The organism is Cohnella hashimotonis (genome assembly GCF_030014955.1).
Classification (GTDB): domain Bacteria; phylum Bacillota; class Bacilli; order Paenibacillales; family Paenibacillaceae; genus Cohnella; species Cohnella hashimotonis.
This window is the reverse complement of the sequence record NZ_JAGRPV010000001.1, coordinates 4,185,250-4,202,162: the sequence shown is the minus strand read 5'-3', so window position 1 is coordinate 4,202,162 and position 16,913 is coordinate 4,185,250. Positions and strand designations below refer to the sequence as shown.

At 58.7% G+C, this 16,913-nt stretch carries 12 protein-coding genes; all 12 read left to right on the top strand.

The window, feature by feature from the left end; genetic code table 11:
* Positions 1–2: 2 nt before the first annotated feature.
* The 12 genes from KB449_RS17005 to KB449_RS16950 all read left to right on the top strand — a co-directional run bounded on the left by KB449_RS17005 (position 3) and on the right by KB449_RS16950 (position 16,881).
* On the top strand, positions 3–1,208 hold the full coding sequence (locus KB449_RS17005; RefSeq protein WP_282909509.1) for a glycoside hydrolase family 130 protein: 1,206 nt from the start codon (positions 3–5) through the stop codon (positions 1,206–1,208).
* Positions 1,209–1,448: 240 nt separating this feature from the next.
* Positions 1,449–2,783, top strand: coding sequence for an extracellular solute-binding protein (locus KB449_RS17000; RefSeq protein ID WP_282909508.1), 1,335 nt, complete (start codon positions 1,449–1,451; stop codon positions 2,781–2,783).
* A gap of 1,064 nt (positions 2,784–3,847) precedes the next feature.
* The gene (locus KB449_RS16995; protein WP_282909507.1) at positions 3,848–5,137 is read left to right on the top strand and encodes a stage II sporulation protein P; all 1,290 of its coding nucleotides are present in this window, start codon (positions 3,848–3,850) and stop codon (positions 5,135–5,137) included.
* A 15-nt stretch (positions 5,138–5,152) separates the two neighbouring features.
* A complete protein-coding gene (locus tag KB449_RS16990) occupies positions 5,153–5,626 on the top strand; it encodes a hypothetical protein (RefSeq protein WP_282909506.1) in 474 nt (157 codons plus the stop codon).
* 138 nt (positions 5,627–5,764) lie between these two features.
* Positions 5,765–6,751, top strand: a complete 987-nt coding sequence (locus KB449_RS16985) for an HD-GYP domain-containing protein (protein WP_282909505.1) — start codon at positions 5,765–5,767, stop codon at positions 6,749–6,751.
* 44 nt (positions 6,752–6,795) lie between these two features.
* Positions 6,796–7,494 carry a Crp/Fnr family transcriptional regulator gene (locus tag KB449_RS16980; protein WP_282909504.1) on the top strand — a complete coding sequence of 233 codons (699 nt, stop codon included), beginning with the start codon at positions 6,796–6,798 and terminating at the stop codon, positions 7,492–7,494.
* A 306-nt stretch (positions 7,495–7,800) separates the two neighbouring features.
* Complete coding sequence (locus KB449_RS16975; RefSeq protein WP_282909503.1) at positions 7,801–9,783, top strand: endonuclease MutS2; 1,983 nt, start codon at positions 7,801–7,803, stop codon at positions 9,781–9,783.
* A gap of 236 nt (positions 9,784–10,019) precedes the next feature.
* Complete coding sequence (locus KB449_RS16970; protein ID WP_282909502.1) at positions 10,020–11,882, top strand: cache domain-containing sensor histidine kinase; 1,863 nt, start codon at positions 10,020–10,022, stop codon at positions 11,880–11,882.
* A gap of 47 nt (positions 11,883–11,929) precedes the next feature.
* Complete coding sequence (locus KB449_RS16965) at positions 11,930–13,564, top strand: response regulator (RefSeq protein WP_282909501.1); 1,635 nt, start codon at positions 11,930–11,932, stop codon at positions 13,562–13,564.
* Positions 13,565–13,675: 111 nt separating this feature from the next.
* Complete coding sequence (locus KB449_RS16960; RefSeq protein WP_282909500.1) at positions 13,676–15,034, top strand: ABC transporter substrate-binding protein; 1,359 nt, start codon at positions 13,676–13,678, stop codon at positions 15,032–15,034.
* A 111-nt stretch (positions 15,035–15,145) separates the two neighbouring features.
* Entirely contained in the window at positions 15,146–16,051 is a 906-nt protein-coding gene (locus KB449_RS16955; RefSeq protein WP_282909499.1) for a carbohydrate ABC transporter permease, read from the top strand.
* A complete protein-coding gene (locus tag KB449_RS16950) occupies positions 16,048–16,881 on the top strand; it encodes a carbohydrate ABC transporter permease (protein ID WP_282909498.1) in 834 nt (277 codons plus the stop codon). Before KB449_RS16955 ends, KB449_RS16950 begins: the two co-directional genes overlap by 4 nt.
* Positions 16,882–16,913: the final 32 nt, after the last annotated feature.

Sequence of the window (16,913 nt, the reverse complement as noted above, 5' to 3'; positions counted from 1 at the left end):
CCATGAGCGATTTTCTGAACCAGATCAAGCAGCTGAACGAGCAGTACGAAAAGCTGATCGCGCAGCCGAACCCGAAGGTCGAGCCCGGCAACGGCGTCTACTGGCGCCATGAGCACCCCGTCGTGACGAACGCGCATGCGCCGCTCTACTGGCGCTACGACCTGAATCCCGAGACGAATCCTTACCTGATGGAGCGAATCGGCGTCAACGCCGCCTTTAATGCGGGCGCCATCAAGCTGAACGGCAAGTACTACCTCATGGTCCGCGTCGAAGGCGTCGACCGCAAATCGTTCTTTGCCGTCGCCGAGAGCGACAAGCCGACCGAGGGCTTCCGCTTCTGGGACTATCCGGTGCTGCTTCCCGAGACCGAAGACCCGGACATCAACGTATACGACATGCGTCTCGTGCAGCATGAGGACGGCTGGATTTACGGCCTGTTTTGCAGCGAGCGCAAGGACCCGGACGCGCCGAAGGGCGATACGTCCAGCGCCAACGCCAAAGGCGGCATCGCCCGCACGAAGGACCTGATCAACTGGGAGCGTCTCCCGGATCTGCAGACCCCTTCGCCGCAGCAGCGCAACGTCGTGCTGCACCCTGAATTCGTGAACGGCAAGTACGCCTTCTACACGCGTCCGCAGGACGGCTTCATCGACACGGGCGCCGGCGGCGGCATCGGCTGGGGGCTGTCCGACAGCATGAATCCGGCGATCGTCGACCATGAAGCGATCGTGGACGAGAAGGTGTACCACACGATCAAGGAAGTGAAGAACGGCCAGGGCGCGGCGCCGATCAAGACGGAAAAGGGCTGGCTTCATATCGCGCACGGCGTGCGCAACACGGCTGCCGGACTTCGTTATGTCATCTATGCGTTCATGACCGCGCTGGACGATCCGAGCCGCGTCATTCACGCCCCGGCCGGCCATTTGATCGCCCCGGAGGGCATCGAGCGCGTCGGCGACGTGTCCAACGTCGTTTTCACGAACGGCCTGATCGCCGACGAAGCCGGCGAATTGTACATCTACTACGCTTCGTCCGACACGCGCTTGCATGTAGCCTCGACGACGATCGATCGCATGCTCGATTACGTCGTGAACACGCCTGAAGACCGGCTTCGTTCGCGCGCGAGCGTAGAGACGCGTCATGCGCTGATCTCGCGCAACCTCGAGCTGCTGGACCGCCCGGAATACGCGTTTTTGAAGCGCGGCTAAGGCTTGCAAGTTAAATGAAAATGAATGGGTAAAATTCCCCTAATCGGCGCATACTAATGCCCGGTTAGGGGTTTTTAAGCTAAAAGTTTTTATTTGTTATCATAATAGATGACAATAAAAACAAAACGGTTGCCTGTTTTTGCATAAGGAACGGCGTATAATTAGGTCATGTAAGCGATCCCAACGCAGCGCTTACAAAGCTGGATACTCAGCTAAACCATCAATCTGGGGGTCAAACAAATGAAGAAAAGCACGCTTGCCATTTTGTCGCTGCTTACGGCTTCCGCCGTACTCTCCGCTTGCGGCAGCAACAACAATAACAACAACGCATCTCCTTCCGCATCGGCATCGTCGTCCGCAAGCGCTTCGGCATCCGCTTCCGCGTCGGCATCGAGCGGCGAAGCGAACGCCGACCTTTCCGGCAAAATTCTCGTGCTGACTCACCGTACCGACTACATCAGCGACGGCACGTTCGACAAGTACGTAGCCAAGTTCAAAGAAAAGTATCCGAAGGCCGAAGTCGAATTCGAAGGCCTGACGAACTATGCGACCGACATCAACACGCGTCTGACGACCGGCGAAGCCGGCGACGTCAACATGATTCCTTCGGCGCTTGCCACCAGCGAATTCCCGAAATATTACGAGCCGCTGCCGGATTCGATGTTCGACAATGTCTACTTCGCCGACTATGACGCTTACGAAGGCAAGCGCTACGGCATCACCTCCGGCGTCAACACCCAAGGCATCGTATACAACAAGAAGGCGTTCGAGAAGGCGGGCATCACCGCCACGCCGAAGACGCTCGACGAGCTGTACGCCGACGCGCAGAAGCTGAAGGACGCAGGCATCGTGCCGCTGTACATGAACTTCGGCGCGCAATGGCCGATGGGCAACTGGGGCGAGAACTCCTACACGTACGTAGCGGGCGACGCCAAGTGGACCGATACCCGTATCTCCACCGACACGCCGTTTACGGTTGACGGACCTTGGGGCCAACTGATCACGATCGCGCGCAAATTCGTCGAGAACAAGTGGGTCGAGTCCGACCTGTCCACCAACAACTGGGAAATGTCCAAGGGCGAAGTCGCATCCGGCAAAGCCGCCATGTACTTCCTCGGCAACTGGGTCATTCCGCAAGTCATCGGCGCTGGCGCAGCTTCCGAAGACATCGGGTTCTTCCCGTTCCCTTACGACAACAGCGGCAAGTACAACGCGCCGCTGGGCGGCGACTACTTCGTCGGCGTAAGCAAGGACAGCAAGAACAAAGATCTGGCTATCGCATGGGTTAACTTCTTCGTCAAAGAATCCGGCTACGACACCGACTCCGGCTTCCTGCCGGTCGACAAGACCAAGACGCCGGAAGTACCGCAGCTGGCCGAGTTCAACGCCGCTAACCCGACGTACATCGAGAGCGTCGCCGTCGACCCTCGCTACAACGAGATCGCCAAGAAGGCCGAGATCGCGCTCGGCACCGGCTCCGTCGACCAAGACCTGATCGTGGCCAAGGATCTGAAGAAAGCGTTCGACGACCTGAACGCCAAGTGGGCGAAGGCCCGCAAGGATCTCGGCTATTAAGCCGGAGCCGGGCTAGCTAAACCGATCGCAACATCTAGAACAGCAACAAGAACAGCAACAAGAACCGCATCAAGAACCGCATAGCGACGGCGCACGACGCCGTCAAACCCAAGCCTTCCGGCAGCCGCCGGGAGGTTTTTTTGCGACTTCCGTATATTCGGAAGGAAAACCTCCTTCTGAAACAACGATGCGGGGTTAAGGGCCAAAGTGCCGACAAGAAAAAGCAGAGCCGAAAGGGAGGAAGCCATGGAGGAGAAGCGGGGGACGGGACGGCGTGGCGAGTAAACAAGGGCAAGTAAACAAGGGCAAGTAAACAAGGGCAAGTAAACAAGGGCAAGTAAACAAGGGCAAGTAAACAAGGTTAATAAAAGCCTGCAACCGTGCAGGCTTTAAACCCGATCCGACATGCAGAAGCGGAAATGCCTGCAAATCAGCATCTTTTTAACGGCGAAATCCGATATCGCAACCGAAATGAGAATAAAGCCTGCACATCCGCATCTTTTTATCGCGCAGGGTTTGTCATGTATGAAAAGGATGTAAATTTGCAGGCATTCGGCTGTTACCCCGAGTAGGCGGAGAGGTGAAAGGTTGAGAGGTGATGAGGCGGAGAGCTGATGGGGCAGAGAGGCGGTGGAGCCAGGTGATCCAATCGAGTGGTCGAGAGACGGCGAGGCGGGGAGCAAAAAGCGGAGGTGTGCGAAGAGGTCGAGAGGCGGGGGCGTAAAATGCTAGTTAGGCGGAGAGGTGAAGAGGTAGTAGAATCGGTGAAATCCCGCGCATCGCAGACCGACTCCCGCTGCGTTGTCGTGAATGGTGGGCGCTCAGGGCGGCTGAGTCCGCCCGCTGAGCGTATTTGCGATCGGTGCGAACCGTTAGGCAATCTTTATTTGCCTGAACGGTTATTTGTGTCTTAATTCAAGCACGATGGCCGATCATAAGCGCGCATCGCCGCGACGAATCTAGTTCTAGCATTTCTCGGATGCTCATAGACTTCACTATCGCTTTCGCAAGCCGGAAGAATAGAAAGTCTAAGAGACCCTTGACAGGGGAAACGGGGGTGCGGGATGTTCCGTGCGGCGCTATCGCAATATTTGCCGGTCTGGCGCAGACAATTCCGAAGATTTTTGGCATCGGGACGCGCATTTTTGCTTCTCAGCTTTTGCTCGATGGTCATGTTCGTCCTTCTTGGGCTCGGCGGCATCCTGCAGATCAAGCTGGCCGCCTCGCCGGCGCAATCGATGAAGGGCTTCGCTGCTTCCGTATCCGATACGTTTTTTTCTTCCATGCTCGGACTCGAGCTGCCGCAGATGGCCGAGAAGGGCAAAGGAGGCAGCATGGACGGGGAGCGAATCGCGGCCTTTCTGCTGCGCTTCCTGACCGACGTCAATCCGGGCGATCCGAAAAGCCTGCTTGCCGCCGAGATGCCGGGCGCGGGCGGGGACGAGCCGATCTTGTTCCGGACGGGCTCCGGCGGCTCGGACAGCGCGCCGGAAGATTATAGTCCGCCGGCTTCCGGCACGTCGGACGATCATGGCACCGATCCTGGGACCCGGCCGGACGGCGGCGATGACATGCCCGATACGTCCGCCACGCCGGAGCCGGAGCAGAATGGGGAGGGCCCGCCCCCGACGCCGACGCCCGACAAGGAAGAAGCGCCGTCGGGCGAGACAAAGACGACCGAGGGCCGCAAGGTCGTATTTATCTATCATTCTCACAATCGCGAATCCTACTTTCCCGAGCTGCCGCCTAGCGTCAAGGATCCGAACTCGGGCAAGGTCAACGTAACGCAGGTCGGCAAACGCCTCGCGGATCAGCTGGAGAAGCGGGGGATTGGCGCGCTGCACTCTTCCAAAGATTACGCCGGCACGGTTAAAGACTACGATTGGAACCAATCCTACAAGTATTCCAAGCAGACGGTCATGCAGGCGATGGCCGGCGACAAGAACCTGACCTTTTTCTTCGATATTCATAGAGACTCGCTTCGCCGCAAGGAATCGACCGTCATGATCGGCGGCAAAGATTACGCGCAAGTCTTTTTCATCATCGGACAGCGCAATCCGAACTGGAAGCAAAACGAAAGCTTCGCGAACGAGATTCACGAGAAGCTGGAGGCGTCTTATCCCGGCTTGTCGCGAGGCATCTGGGGCAAGACGGCGGCGACGGGCAACGGCGAATACAATCAGTCGCTGGCGCCGGACAGCGTGCTCATCGAGATCGGCGGTGTCGACAATACGCTCGAGGAATGCTACCGCACGGCGGATGCGCTCGCCAAAACGATCGCGGATCTGTACTGGCACAATCAAAACGCCGAAGCGGCGAATGTCGGCAAGACTAATGCAGCCAAGGCTGGTTAACGGAGGAGATCGGAAATGGGACGTTCGCTCACGAGATTCGCGTTGCTGTCGGCGTTGATCGGTCTGGCCATCCTGTTCGGGATGGAGCTGGCGGACGACGGCATTCGTACGGTATACGGTCCGATAAACGACAGTACGTCGACGGCGACTGTCGACGGCGGTACCGCCGACGATCGCCGCGCCGAGCAGCGCAGCCGCTACTACGCCGAGGAACCGCAGGGCATTGCGTATGAGGGAGATTACGGGAATGCCGGCACGTCGGGCGGGGGCGCGGGAACCGGAGGCGCGGGAACCGGAGGAACAGCCGATTCGGCGCGAACGCAGCGCGATCCAGCGGCAGACGCCTACGATCCGTACGCGATTCCGCGGCCGGACGGAGAGCCGCTGGTCGACAGTCTGGCCGACAAGACGGCTTCGGCTTTGCAGGCGCTGTCCCAGGGCGGCGTGCGGGCGGTCGTGTCGTTGTTCGATAAGCTGTCCGGTTCATAAGGTCTATTTACTGGGGAAAATGGTCTGTGACTATTTTCCTTTTTGTGTGATTTGAGTTACAGAACCGGCACAGGCGCAGATAGTAATATCGTATCAGCGAAGAGGAACTCGTAAAGAGAAAAGTGGGAGTGAGAGACTGTGCGGGTAGTTCGTGCAGACCAGCTGCAAGAAGGCGACAAGCTCGGCCGCAGCCTTTATACGGAAGACGGTCGGCTAATACTAAGGCAGGGAGTCGTGCTGGACAAGCGGCTCATCGAAGCCATAAAAAAACGGAACCTACGCTATTTGTCCATCGAAACGACGCCGGCGTACGGCGCGGATCCGCGTGCGCTGAAGGAAAATTTGCGGGACCAGATGAAGGACCTGCTGACGCTCGTGCTCGATACCGTGAGTCGGGGCGGACCCGTCCCCGTCGATGAAGTTCTGTCATGGTCCGAACATATGGCCGGCATCGTCATGGAGGAGCGCGATCTGCTCTATCATTACGAGGACCTGCTGCGGGGGGAGGGCGACCTGATCGCGCACAGCGTGAACGTCTGCTTCCTTGCCATGCTGACGGCCAAGGCGCTCGGCTACAGCACGCAGCGGATCAAGAGCGTGGCCGTGGGGAGCTTGCTCCACGACATCGGCCTGTTCAAGCCGCACGACGGCACGATGGTCATCAACCATCCGCAGGTCGGCTACGAGCTTCTGCGCCAGTACGCGGGCCTTGCGCCTGCGGCGCTCAAAATCGTCGCGCAGCATCACGAGCAGCTGGACGGCAGAGGATTTCCGCATGGGACGAAAGGCGCAGAGTTGACGGAGGAAGCCCAGATCTGCGGCTTGTGCAGCGAATTCGATTATTTTATGAACGATAAGCTTGCCGACAAGCTTCCCTGTGGAGGAATCGAGTACGTCATGTCGAAAATAGATACATCATACAGCTATGCCGTCGTCCGCGGCTTCCTAAAAGCATTCGTTCCTTATCCGGTAGGCACCGAGATCCGCCTGACCGGCGGATTGCACGCGACGGTCGTCGAACTGAACAAAGGACATCTGGCCAGGCCGGTCGTCCGTCTGAACCAGTTCGGCACGAAGTTCAACTTGATGGAGCATCCAAGTTTTATGGTGGAGGCTGTCGTCTAGGGGGACGCACGGCGCAGCTGCCACACAAGCGCAAGGGGGCAAATATGCCGATCACCGCCAGCAAGCTGAGGGCGATCCCTTTTTTCAAAGGCATCGATCCCGGATTGTTCGACCGCGTCCTCCCGTACGTTCAGGAAAAAGTGTACCGCAAGGGCTCGATTATTTTCCTCGAGGGCAGCGAAGGAGACGAGATTTATTTCATCCTTTCGGGCTCAGTCAGCATTCATACGATCAATAAATCCAAAAAAGTCGTGCTTGCGTTTTTCCACGAAGGCGACTACTTCGGCGAGATGGCGCTCATCAAGCCCGGCCTCGTCCGGTCGGCGACCGCGGAGACGGCCTCGCAGACCCGTCTGCTATCGCTTCGGCGAACGCACTTCCAGCTGCTTTTCGAGAACGACCGCAATTTGCTCCATTACCTGGTCGAAGATACGATGAACCGGCTTCGCAAGGCCAACCAGCAAATATACGATTTGACCTTCCTTAGCGTCCGCTCGCGAATCATCAAGCGGCTGGCCAACTGGTGCGAGGAATTCGGCAATGCCGCGGATCCGGCCGCGTCCGTGCGCATTCCGATCAAGCTCACGCATCAGCAGCTCGCAGATATGGTCGGCGCGGTGCGCGAGACCGTATCCAAAGTGCTGCAGGACATGCAGGACGAGGGGCTGATCGAGATCGAGCAGAAGATGATTCAGGTCAAGGACCGGGCCGGGCTGGAAAAATGGCTTGTGAACGAGATGTAACTTGTGGTAAGTTAAAGTTAACTTTGTTTATCTTAAGGGGAACGACTTGATGTCTGCGACGGTTCTGAACTGATCAATTGGATAGCCCGTTAGAGAGCGCACGGACGGTCGGAGCGATTCGACCCGTTTATTTTGTTGCGCTTGTCTGACGGCTCTGATTGCCGGGGAGGAACTGTCCGACATTCCGTCCGTCGCTGCGGCGAGGAGCGGGAATGCGAACCGTGCCGATCAGGTACGGTTTTTTTTGCGTTTTTCGCCGCGTTCGGTGTATTTCCATTCCCTAAAACAAAGGAGCATCCCCAAATCATGAGAACCCATTCCCTCGAAAAATTAGAATATAATCGCGCCGTCGAAGCGGTTACCGCTCGCACGACCACTTATATGGGACGCAAGCTTGCGGAGCAACTCGAACCGCTCTACGACGCCCGCGTCATTGCCGCCCGCCTCGGCGAGACCGAAGAAGCGCGCGCGATGCTGGAGAAGGGCATGCATGTGCCGCTGCCTTCGATGGAAGGCATGGAAGATTTGTTTGCGCTGCTCGGCACCGGCTACGTGCCGAGCGAGCAGCAGTTCGGTCAGCTGGCGCAATTCGTGCGCAGCTGCGGACAGCTCCGCAAGTTCATGGCGTCAAAAGGCGAATCGGCGCCAGCGGTTGCCGGCTATGCGTCGTCGATGCACGAGCTGGGCGGACTGCTCGGCGAGATCGATCGGAGCATCGACCGCGGGCGTATACTGGACGGCGCCAGCCAAGAGCTCGGACGCGTCCGGCGCAAGCTCCGGCAGGCGGAGGAGAAGCTGCAGAAGCGGCTGGACGGCTTGCTGTCCAAGCACGCCGAGCATTTGCAGGAGCGGATCGTCAGCTCGCGGGGAGGACGATACGTGCTGTCCGTGAAAAAGGAGCACCGCCGCAAGGTCCCTGGCACGGTGCTGGACGAATCAGCCAGCGGGCAAACCGTATTCGTGGAGCCGTCCGAGACGACCGGCTTGCAGATGGACCTGTCCGCGCTGCGGGCGGAAGAGCAGCGCGAGGAGCTCCAGGTGCTCGCGAGACTGACCGGCGAGGCCGAGCTTGCGCTGCCGCAGCTGTCCGTAAACGCGGAGGCGGTCGCGCATTACGATTTCCTGCTCGCCAAGGCCAAGTGGGCGCTCGCGATCGGCGCGCTGCCGCCGGCGCTCACCGGCGACGGCACGTTCGAGTTGCGGGCGGCGCGGCATCCGTTCCTTAGCGCCAAGCCGGTGCCGCTCGACATCGCCATGGACGATAGCTATCGGTCGCTGCTTATTACCGGACCGAATACCGGCGGCAAGACGGTCGCGCTGAAGACGGTCGGCCTGCTGACGCTCATGGCGCAGACCGGCCTGCTGATTCCGGCGGCAGCGGGCAGCCGCGTCGGGCTGTTCCGCGCCGTCGAGGCGGATATCGGCGACGGACAGAGCTTGGACCGTTCGCTCAGCACGTTCTCGTCGCATATTCGCAACGTCACCGACATCCTTTCCGTGGCCGACCGCTCGACGCTTGTCCTGCTCGACGAGCTCGCGACGGGGACCGATCCGGGCGAAGGCGTCGGATTGTCGATCGCGGTGCTCGAGGAGCTGTACCGGCGCGGGGCGGCGGTGCTCGCGACGACGCACTTTAACGAGATCAAGGAATACGCGCGCCTCGCGCCAGGCTTCCGCAATGCCCGGATGGCGTTCGACGAGGATACGCTGCAGCCGCTCTACCGGCTGGACATGGGCGAGGCGGGCGACAGCTACGCGTTCGTCATCGCCCGCAAGTTCGGCATCGGCGAAGAGATCATCGACCGGGCGAAGGAGATCGCACGGGGGCTGAAGGGCGGCGAGCGCGACCGATCGCACGGCGATGGGCTGCGCGAAGGCGTGCAGGGGATCATCCCTCTTGCGAAGGACGTTGCGAATGAGGGCGTGCGACCTGCGGCTCGCGCAGGGAGCGACTCCGGCGCAGCGGGGGCGATGAGCGAACGCCAGGAGACCGCGGCCGCACAGCCGGAGCTCGCCATCGGCGACCTCGTCTGGATTCCGTCGCTCGGTCAGCGCGGCGTCGTCTACCGGCTCGCCGACGAGCGGGGCAACCTTATCGTCCAGGTTCGCGGCGTCAAGCAGCCCATCAACCGCAAGCGGGTGCGGTTGCAGATCGAGAGCAAGCATCTGTATCCGGACGACTACGACATGGACATCGTCTTCGACTCTGTCGAGAACCGTAAAAAACGCAGTCTCATGGCCAAGCGGCATGTAGAAGGACTTAAGATCGAGCGGGAAGAGCTCGAATAAAGCAATAGGCCACGAATCGCGAACCGCTTCTCTTCGGAGAGGCGGTTTGTATGATGGGCCGGGCCACCGTCTACTCCGAAGCCGTGATTCCGGAGTAAATAAAGAATCGCATATCCGAGCCCCGTACATTCCCGCCGCCGCATTTTGCTCCCCGCCGTCGTCAATTAAGTCCTATAACTCGACACGATCCTCTGTTAAAATGTTGTAAAAATCGGATCGCGGGAAGTGAGTCGGCCATGGCATCGGTCGCGCGGCGTTTGTACAAGCGCATGATCGCGGATATCAGCATCTTCAATAAGATTTTCTACGGCATTTTAATCATCGTCGTCGTCGAACTGGCCGTCTCCGGATTTTTCTCGTTTTCCTATTCGCGCGGCATCTACGAGCAGGAGGCCGCGAGCAGCGCGGCGAGACTGGTGGACAATATCAACACGGGCTTCGAGGACAACCTGGACCAGGTAGACCGAATCATCCAGTCCATCTACGCGGAGACGGATTACGCGGACTCCAACAATACGTTAAAAAAAGTGCTCGCGACGCCGTCCTTCGCCGACTACAGCGAAGAATTGAACGCGATCAAGGTGGTCGGCAATTTTTTTCAGCGCCTTATGTATCTCCGCAAAGACTTCAACAGCATCTATTTGTACGCTTCCCCGCAGAAGTCATTCTCCTACGCCCTCTTCGGCACGAACAAGCTCGACTACGATCCCACCGGCGAAGACTGGTACCGGCAGACGGTGGCGGCCGGCGGCAAGACGAGCATTTTCGCGCCTCATCGGCCTTATCAGCTCAACTACGACAAGCCTGTGATTTCCTATTCCAGACTGCTTAAAAACATCGATACGCGCAACGCGGCGCCATATGGGGTCATTCTGATCGATCTTTCGATGGATTCGCTTAGCAGCCTCGTCGACAAGGTCAATCTTGGCGCGGAGACGGGCGTGTTGTTTCTGGACGATGCAGGGAGGTCCATCTATACGACCCATCCGGCTTATGAGCAAGAGGCGCTGCGCAAGATCGACCGGGACAAGCTCGCCGGGTCGGCGGAAGGCAAGCTGACCTTAACGCTGGCCGGCGCCAAGTACCTCGTTTCCTATCGTACATCAGAGATTACGGGCTGGAAGCTGCTGACGTTCACGCCCTTCTCCGTCATCGAAAAAGGCGCCGACCGGCTCCTGGTTTTCACGCTGACGCTTGGCATCGTCGCGCTGCTGTTCACCGCGCTGCTCACCTACGGATTTTCCAGGCTGCTATTCAAGCCGATCCTGAAGCTGCAGCGCGGGATGGGCAAGGTGAAGCTGGGCCAGTTCGACTTCCGGCTCCCGCACGGGGCGAACGACGAGCTGGGACAGCTCGTGGGCAGCTTCAATACGATGGTATCGACGATCAAGTCGCTCATTACGGAAAAGTACGAGGAGCGGCTCGCCCGCCAGGAAGCGGAGTACCGGTTTTTGCAGGCCCAGATCAATCCGCACTTTATTTACAATACGCTCCAAATCATCAGCAGCATGGCGGTCGTCCACAAGGTGCCCCCTATCAACACCGCGGCGAAAAGTCTGGCCCGTATGATGCGCTACAGCATCTCCGAAAGGCCTGGACCCGTAACCGTTAAGGACGAGCTGAACGCGGTGACCGGGTATCTGGATATCCAAAAGCTGCGATTCGGCGATCTCCTCGACTACGAGACGGATATCGACGACTCGATGCGCGCCGCGCCGATGATGAAGCTCGTGCTGCAGCCGATCGTGGAAAATGCGGTGTGCCACGGGATCGAGCCGACGGGTAGACGAGGCTTGATCCGCATTTCCGGCAGCCGCTCCGGAGGCAGGCTGCGCATCGAGGTCCGTGACGACGGCGCGGGGATGCCGCCGGAGCGGGTTGCCGATTTGACGCGCAAGCTGGATGCGCCGGATGCCGGATCGGACGCGGAATCGGCGGACCGGCTCCATACCAACGTGGGGCTGCGCAATATTCATCGACGGATCAAGCTCATTTATGGCGAGTCGTACGGCATCTCGATCGACAGCGAGCGCGGCGCTTGGACGAAGGTGACAGTCGAATGGCCGATAGCGGCTGAAGAGACAAGCGACAGCGTATAAAGGGAATCGGCGGAGGACGGCAAAAACAGCGTATAGGGGGAGCTTTAATGATACGGGCATTGGTCGTAGACGACGAGGCGTGGATAAGGCTGGGGCTGCGCGAGCAAATCGATTGGAAGGCGCTCGGCGTCGCGATCGTTGGCGAAGCGGCGAACGGCCGCGATGCGCTCGGGATGATCGGGACTTTGCGTCCGGATATCGTGCTGTCCGACATCCGCATGCCGCTCATGGACGGCATTGAACTGATGGAGACCGTTCATAAGGACTATCCCGATATCCTCATTATTGTCATCAGCGGTTATTCGGACTTCGAATACGCCAGGAAGGCAGTCACGTTCCAGGTGTTCGACTATATTCTGAAACCGATCGAGGAGGAACAGCTTGAGGCGGTGCTGGTCCGCGCGATCGACAAGCTCGAAGAACGGCAGCGAGCGAGAGAGGACCTGCTTCGCATGGACCGGCGCTTGAGAGAGAACGGCGCGCTTGCCGAGGAACGGCTGTTGACCCGTCTGGCGGAAGGGGCCGAAGACCAAGTGTCCTCCTTGCTTGCAAAGCTGGACCGCAGCGGCCTTCGGCTGTCAGGCGCTTGCTTCGCGGCGGCCGTATTCCGCGCGGCGAACGAGGAGCAGGTGTCGGCTGCACGCTTCGGCGGCGACCGCGAGCTCGCCGGATACGCGCTGTTCAACCTCATCGGGGAGCACTATGGGGATACGGAGAACAAGGTCCTCTTCAGGCATGGCGACAGGCGCGAGGAGATCGTCCTGGTCGCGGGCTGCGATTCCATAGAAGAAGGCGAGGCGTTGCTGGAGACGCTTCGGGTCAAATGCGGCCGGGCTTCGGCCGATGCCCGCGCGTTTTTGGGCATGGAGCTGTACGTCGGGTTCGGCGGAATTGCCGACGATCCGAAGCAGATATCCCGCGCCTACAAGGAAGCTGCTGCTGCGGTTCTTTATGCAGGCTTAGAGAGCGATACCCGCATCGTATTTTTTTCCTCGCTCTCCGGCCGGAGCCGCTACTACGTTTATCCGGAGGACAAGGAGAAGGCGTTCCTGCACTATTTGGATAACGGTTACCGCATCCAGGCGCTGACATGGATCGACAGCGTCCTGGCGGACATCCGGGCAGATCGTTCCTATCATCCGCTCAGCCTGCGAATGACTTCGCTCGAGCTTGCCATGAACCTGCGCAGGGCGTCTTTATCCTATCCTTCCGGAGGCGGAGACTTGCTGCAAGAGTCCCATATGCACGTAAAGTTGATGCGCGAGCTGCTTACCTACGCCGACATCGTGCACTGGCTGAGGGCCGAGACCGACCGGACGCTGGACCGGATCGCGGCCGCGAAGAAGACCGGTTCGCGGCGTACGCTCGACGACGTCGTCGACTATGTCGACAAGCATTATTGCGAGGATATTAACTTAAACGGCGTAGCGGAGCGATTTTATATGAGCCCGGCCTACCTGTCCCGCATTTTCAAACAAGCCTACAACGAAAATTTCAACGAGTACGTGAACCGGTTGCGGATGGACGCGGCGGCCAAGCTGCTGCAACAGGCCGACCTGAAGCTGGAGGATATATCCGGCATGGTCGGCTACGGCAACGTCAGCTACTTTTTGAAGAAGTTCAAGGAGCGATACGGCTGCACGCCGACGGCGTACAGAAAACTGCATGCGCGGGCCGAGTAGAAATATTGCAATCGATTCGGACATAAAAGTTGATTTTGGCGCGGACGGAATCCCTCTATGATGGGTTTACGGGGCATAGCTGCCTTTGATAAAGAAAAGGGAGGATTCGCCATGAGAAAGCTGTCCATGCTGGCGCTCGCGGCTGCAATGACATCCGCGGCTTTGACAGGCTGCGGGAGCGACGATACGCCGGACAAGCCGGCCGCATCGTCGTCGGCCGCCGCCGGCCAATCGGAAGGAGCGACGCCATCCGCCGAGTCGGGCAAGCCGGTCACTTTGACGTTTATGACTTATACGTACGCGGACCGCACCAAATCGACGGATGCCTGGATCAAGGACATGAAGGATAAGTACAATATTACGATCGAGCTGCAGAACGTGCCGACCGACCAGTACGAGACGGCCGTCAAAACCAAGCTGGCCGCGGGCGATATCCCGGATCTGCTCATGACGCATACGATCTCGAAGGATCTGACCTTATACGGCACGCAGATGGACCCCGATCTGTTCCTCGACATTTCCGACGTCCCGTCCGTCTCACAGTACATTCCCTCGGTCGTCGCCGACGCGAAGGACAACAAGGCGGGCAAGCTGTACTTCGTCCCCGTCTCGACCAACGCGCTGGGCGTTTTGTACAACAAGAAAACATTCTCGGACAACGACATCGCCGTTCCGACCGACCGTCAGGCGTTCGAGGCGGCGAGCGACAAGCTCAAGAGCGCCGGCCTCATTCCGATCGCGGGCGGATTCAAAGACTCGTGGACGACCCAGATCATTCCGTTTATCGCATACGGCCAATACATCAACGCCAAGGACATGACGACGCGGATCAAGATCGCCGACGGAACGATGAAGGCGGCGGATATCGCGGACGACTTCAAGAAGGTGCTCGCCGTACAGCAGAACTGGCGGGACCGCGGCTATTTCCCCAAGGACTTCCTCGGCACCGACGCCAATGTCGCAAGCACCATGGTCGGTACGGGCAAGGCGGCCATGCTGGTCAGCGGCACCTGGCAATACAAGGCGATCCAGGACGCGGATCCGGAGGCGCAGATCGGCTTCTTCGCACTTCCGCTCAACGAGCCGGGAGAGAAGACGGTCGTGCCGACAAGCGCCTCCGGCGGACTCGTCATCAGCGCGAAGACCGCGAATCCGGAAGCGGCCAAGCTGGCGATGGATGTCTACTTAAGCGCGGAAAATCAAACCCGCATCATGGCGGATCTTAACGGCATCCCGACCAATACGCAGGTCAAGGTCGACAATGCGTTCGTCGCCGATATCAACGCAGCGATGGCGGCAGGCGACGTGCAGCCCGACTGGTGGGGCGTTAACTACTATCACCCGGCAAGCCTGTCCGGCTTCGCGCCGGACAAGGAGTTCCAGAGCCTGCTCGCGGACGGCACGACGCCGGACCGGTTCATCGAAGGCTACGACAAGGGCATCGCCAAGGCGCTCGAAGCCGCCAAGTAAAGGCGCCGCCGTGACGATACGACGATCTTGAATTGCGAAATACCTTGAAGAAATGGCAGGCAAGCGTACCCAAGGCCTGCCGTTTGCTTCAAGCGGAAGGGAATGTACGCCATGAAGCCTTACCGCCTGGGCCGCTTCAAGCTCGGTTACGAGCTGGGCTGGCTGCTGTTTCTGCTGCCCGCTTTAATTTTCTACCTCTGTTTTTCCCTGTTCCCCATGCTGAGCTCCGCTTACTATTCGTTTACGGATTGGAATGGCGTCACCAGCAAGTTTATCGGCATGGACAACTACGCCGAGATGTTCGCCGACCGGATGATACTGACCGCCTTCTGGAACACCGCGCAGTTCACCGTCACGATTACCGTTTTGCAAAATCTGTTCGGCCTTCTGCTTGCGCTGCTGCTCGTCCGCAGGTTCGCAGGCGTAAATTTCATGCGGTCGATGTTTTTCCTGCCGAGCATCTTCAGTACGCTGCTGATCGGCTACGTATGGAGCTTCATGCTGGAGCCAAATATCGGCGTCGTCAACAACCTGCTGGCGAGCTTGCATCTTGAGCGGCTGCAAGTCGGCTGGCTGAGCGATCCTTTCTGGGCGAAGTGGGTGATCTCGCTCGTCACGACCTGGCAGTTCATGGGCTATTCGATGGTGATTTATATCGCCGGCCTCCAGTCGATCAACCAGGAGCTTTACGAATACGGCCAGCTCGAAGGCGCAATTGGTTTTAAAAAGTTTATCCAAATCACTTTTCCGCTCGTCGCGCCGGCCTTTACGATCAACATCGTGCTGAGCCTGATCGGCAATCTGCAAATTTTCAACCAGATTTACGTGCTGACCGGCGGCGGTCCCGGCTATCGGACCGAATCGGTAGCCTCGATGATCTATCATCTCGGCTTCGGCTCCGGCGGCAGCGGACGCTGGGGCTACGGTTCGGCCATGTCGATCGTGCTGTTTCTTTTCATTCTTCTGCTGACGACCGTCTCGGTTACGCTGCTGCGCCGAAGGGAGGTCGAGCTATGACCGCCGCGAACCGACGCTTGGCCGACTATGCAAGGCGCGCCTTGTTGTGGGCGCTGTGTATCGTCAATCTTTATCCGGTTTTGCTCGTGCTGATCTCCTCCGTCAAGACGAAGCGCGATTTATCCATATCGCCATACGGTCTTCCGAAGGCATTGACGTTCGAGTACTTCTCTGCGGCGTTCCGGACGATGCACTATTTCCGCTCGCTCGGCAATACCGCGCTCATCGGCTTCGTCTCGATCGCCGTCACCGCGACGATCGGCGCGATGGCGGCCTATGCGATCGCAAGAAGGGCCAACCGTTTTTACAACGCAATGTATCTCTTGTTTTTGGCGGGGCTGATTATTCCGTTCCAGATGACGATGATCCCGCTGTATAAGATCATGCTTACGTTCCGGCTCATCAGCACCTATCACGGCATCATTTTTATTTATCTGGCGGCGCTGGCCCCGTTCACGGTGTTTCTGCTGAGCGGTTTTGTCAAGTCGGTGCCGCGAGAGCTCGAGGAGGCGGCCCGCATTGACGGCTGCGGTCTGTACGGCACCTTTTTCCGTATCGTACTGCCGCTGCTCAAGCCGGCGCTGCTGACCGTTTCGATCCTGAATCTGTTTACGATCTGGAACGACTTCCTGATGCCCATGCTCTACCTCCAGGACAGCGCCAAGCTGACCATCACCGTACAGCTCGCTTCGTTCCAGGGGATGTACTTCAACGACTGGTCGCTCATCTTCGCCGGCGTCTGCATGATCGTCTTTCCCATGATCGTGGTGTATTTGTTCGCGCAGCGTTTCATTATCGAGGGCATCACCGCCGGGGCCGTCAAAGGCTGAAGAGGGCGCCGGCGATCCAATACAAGGGAGGC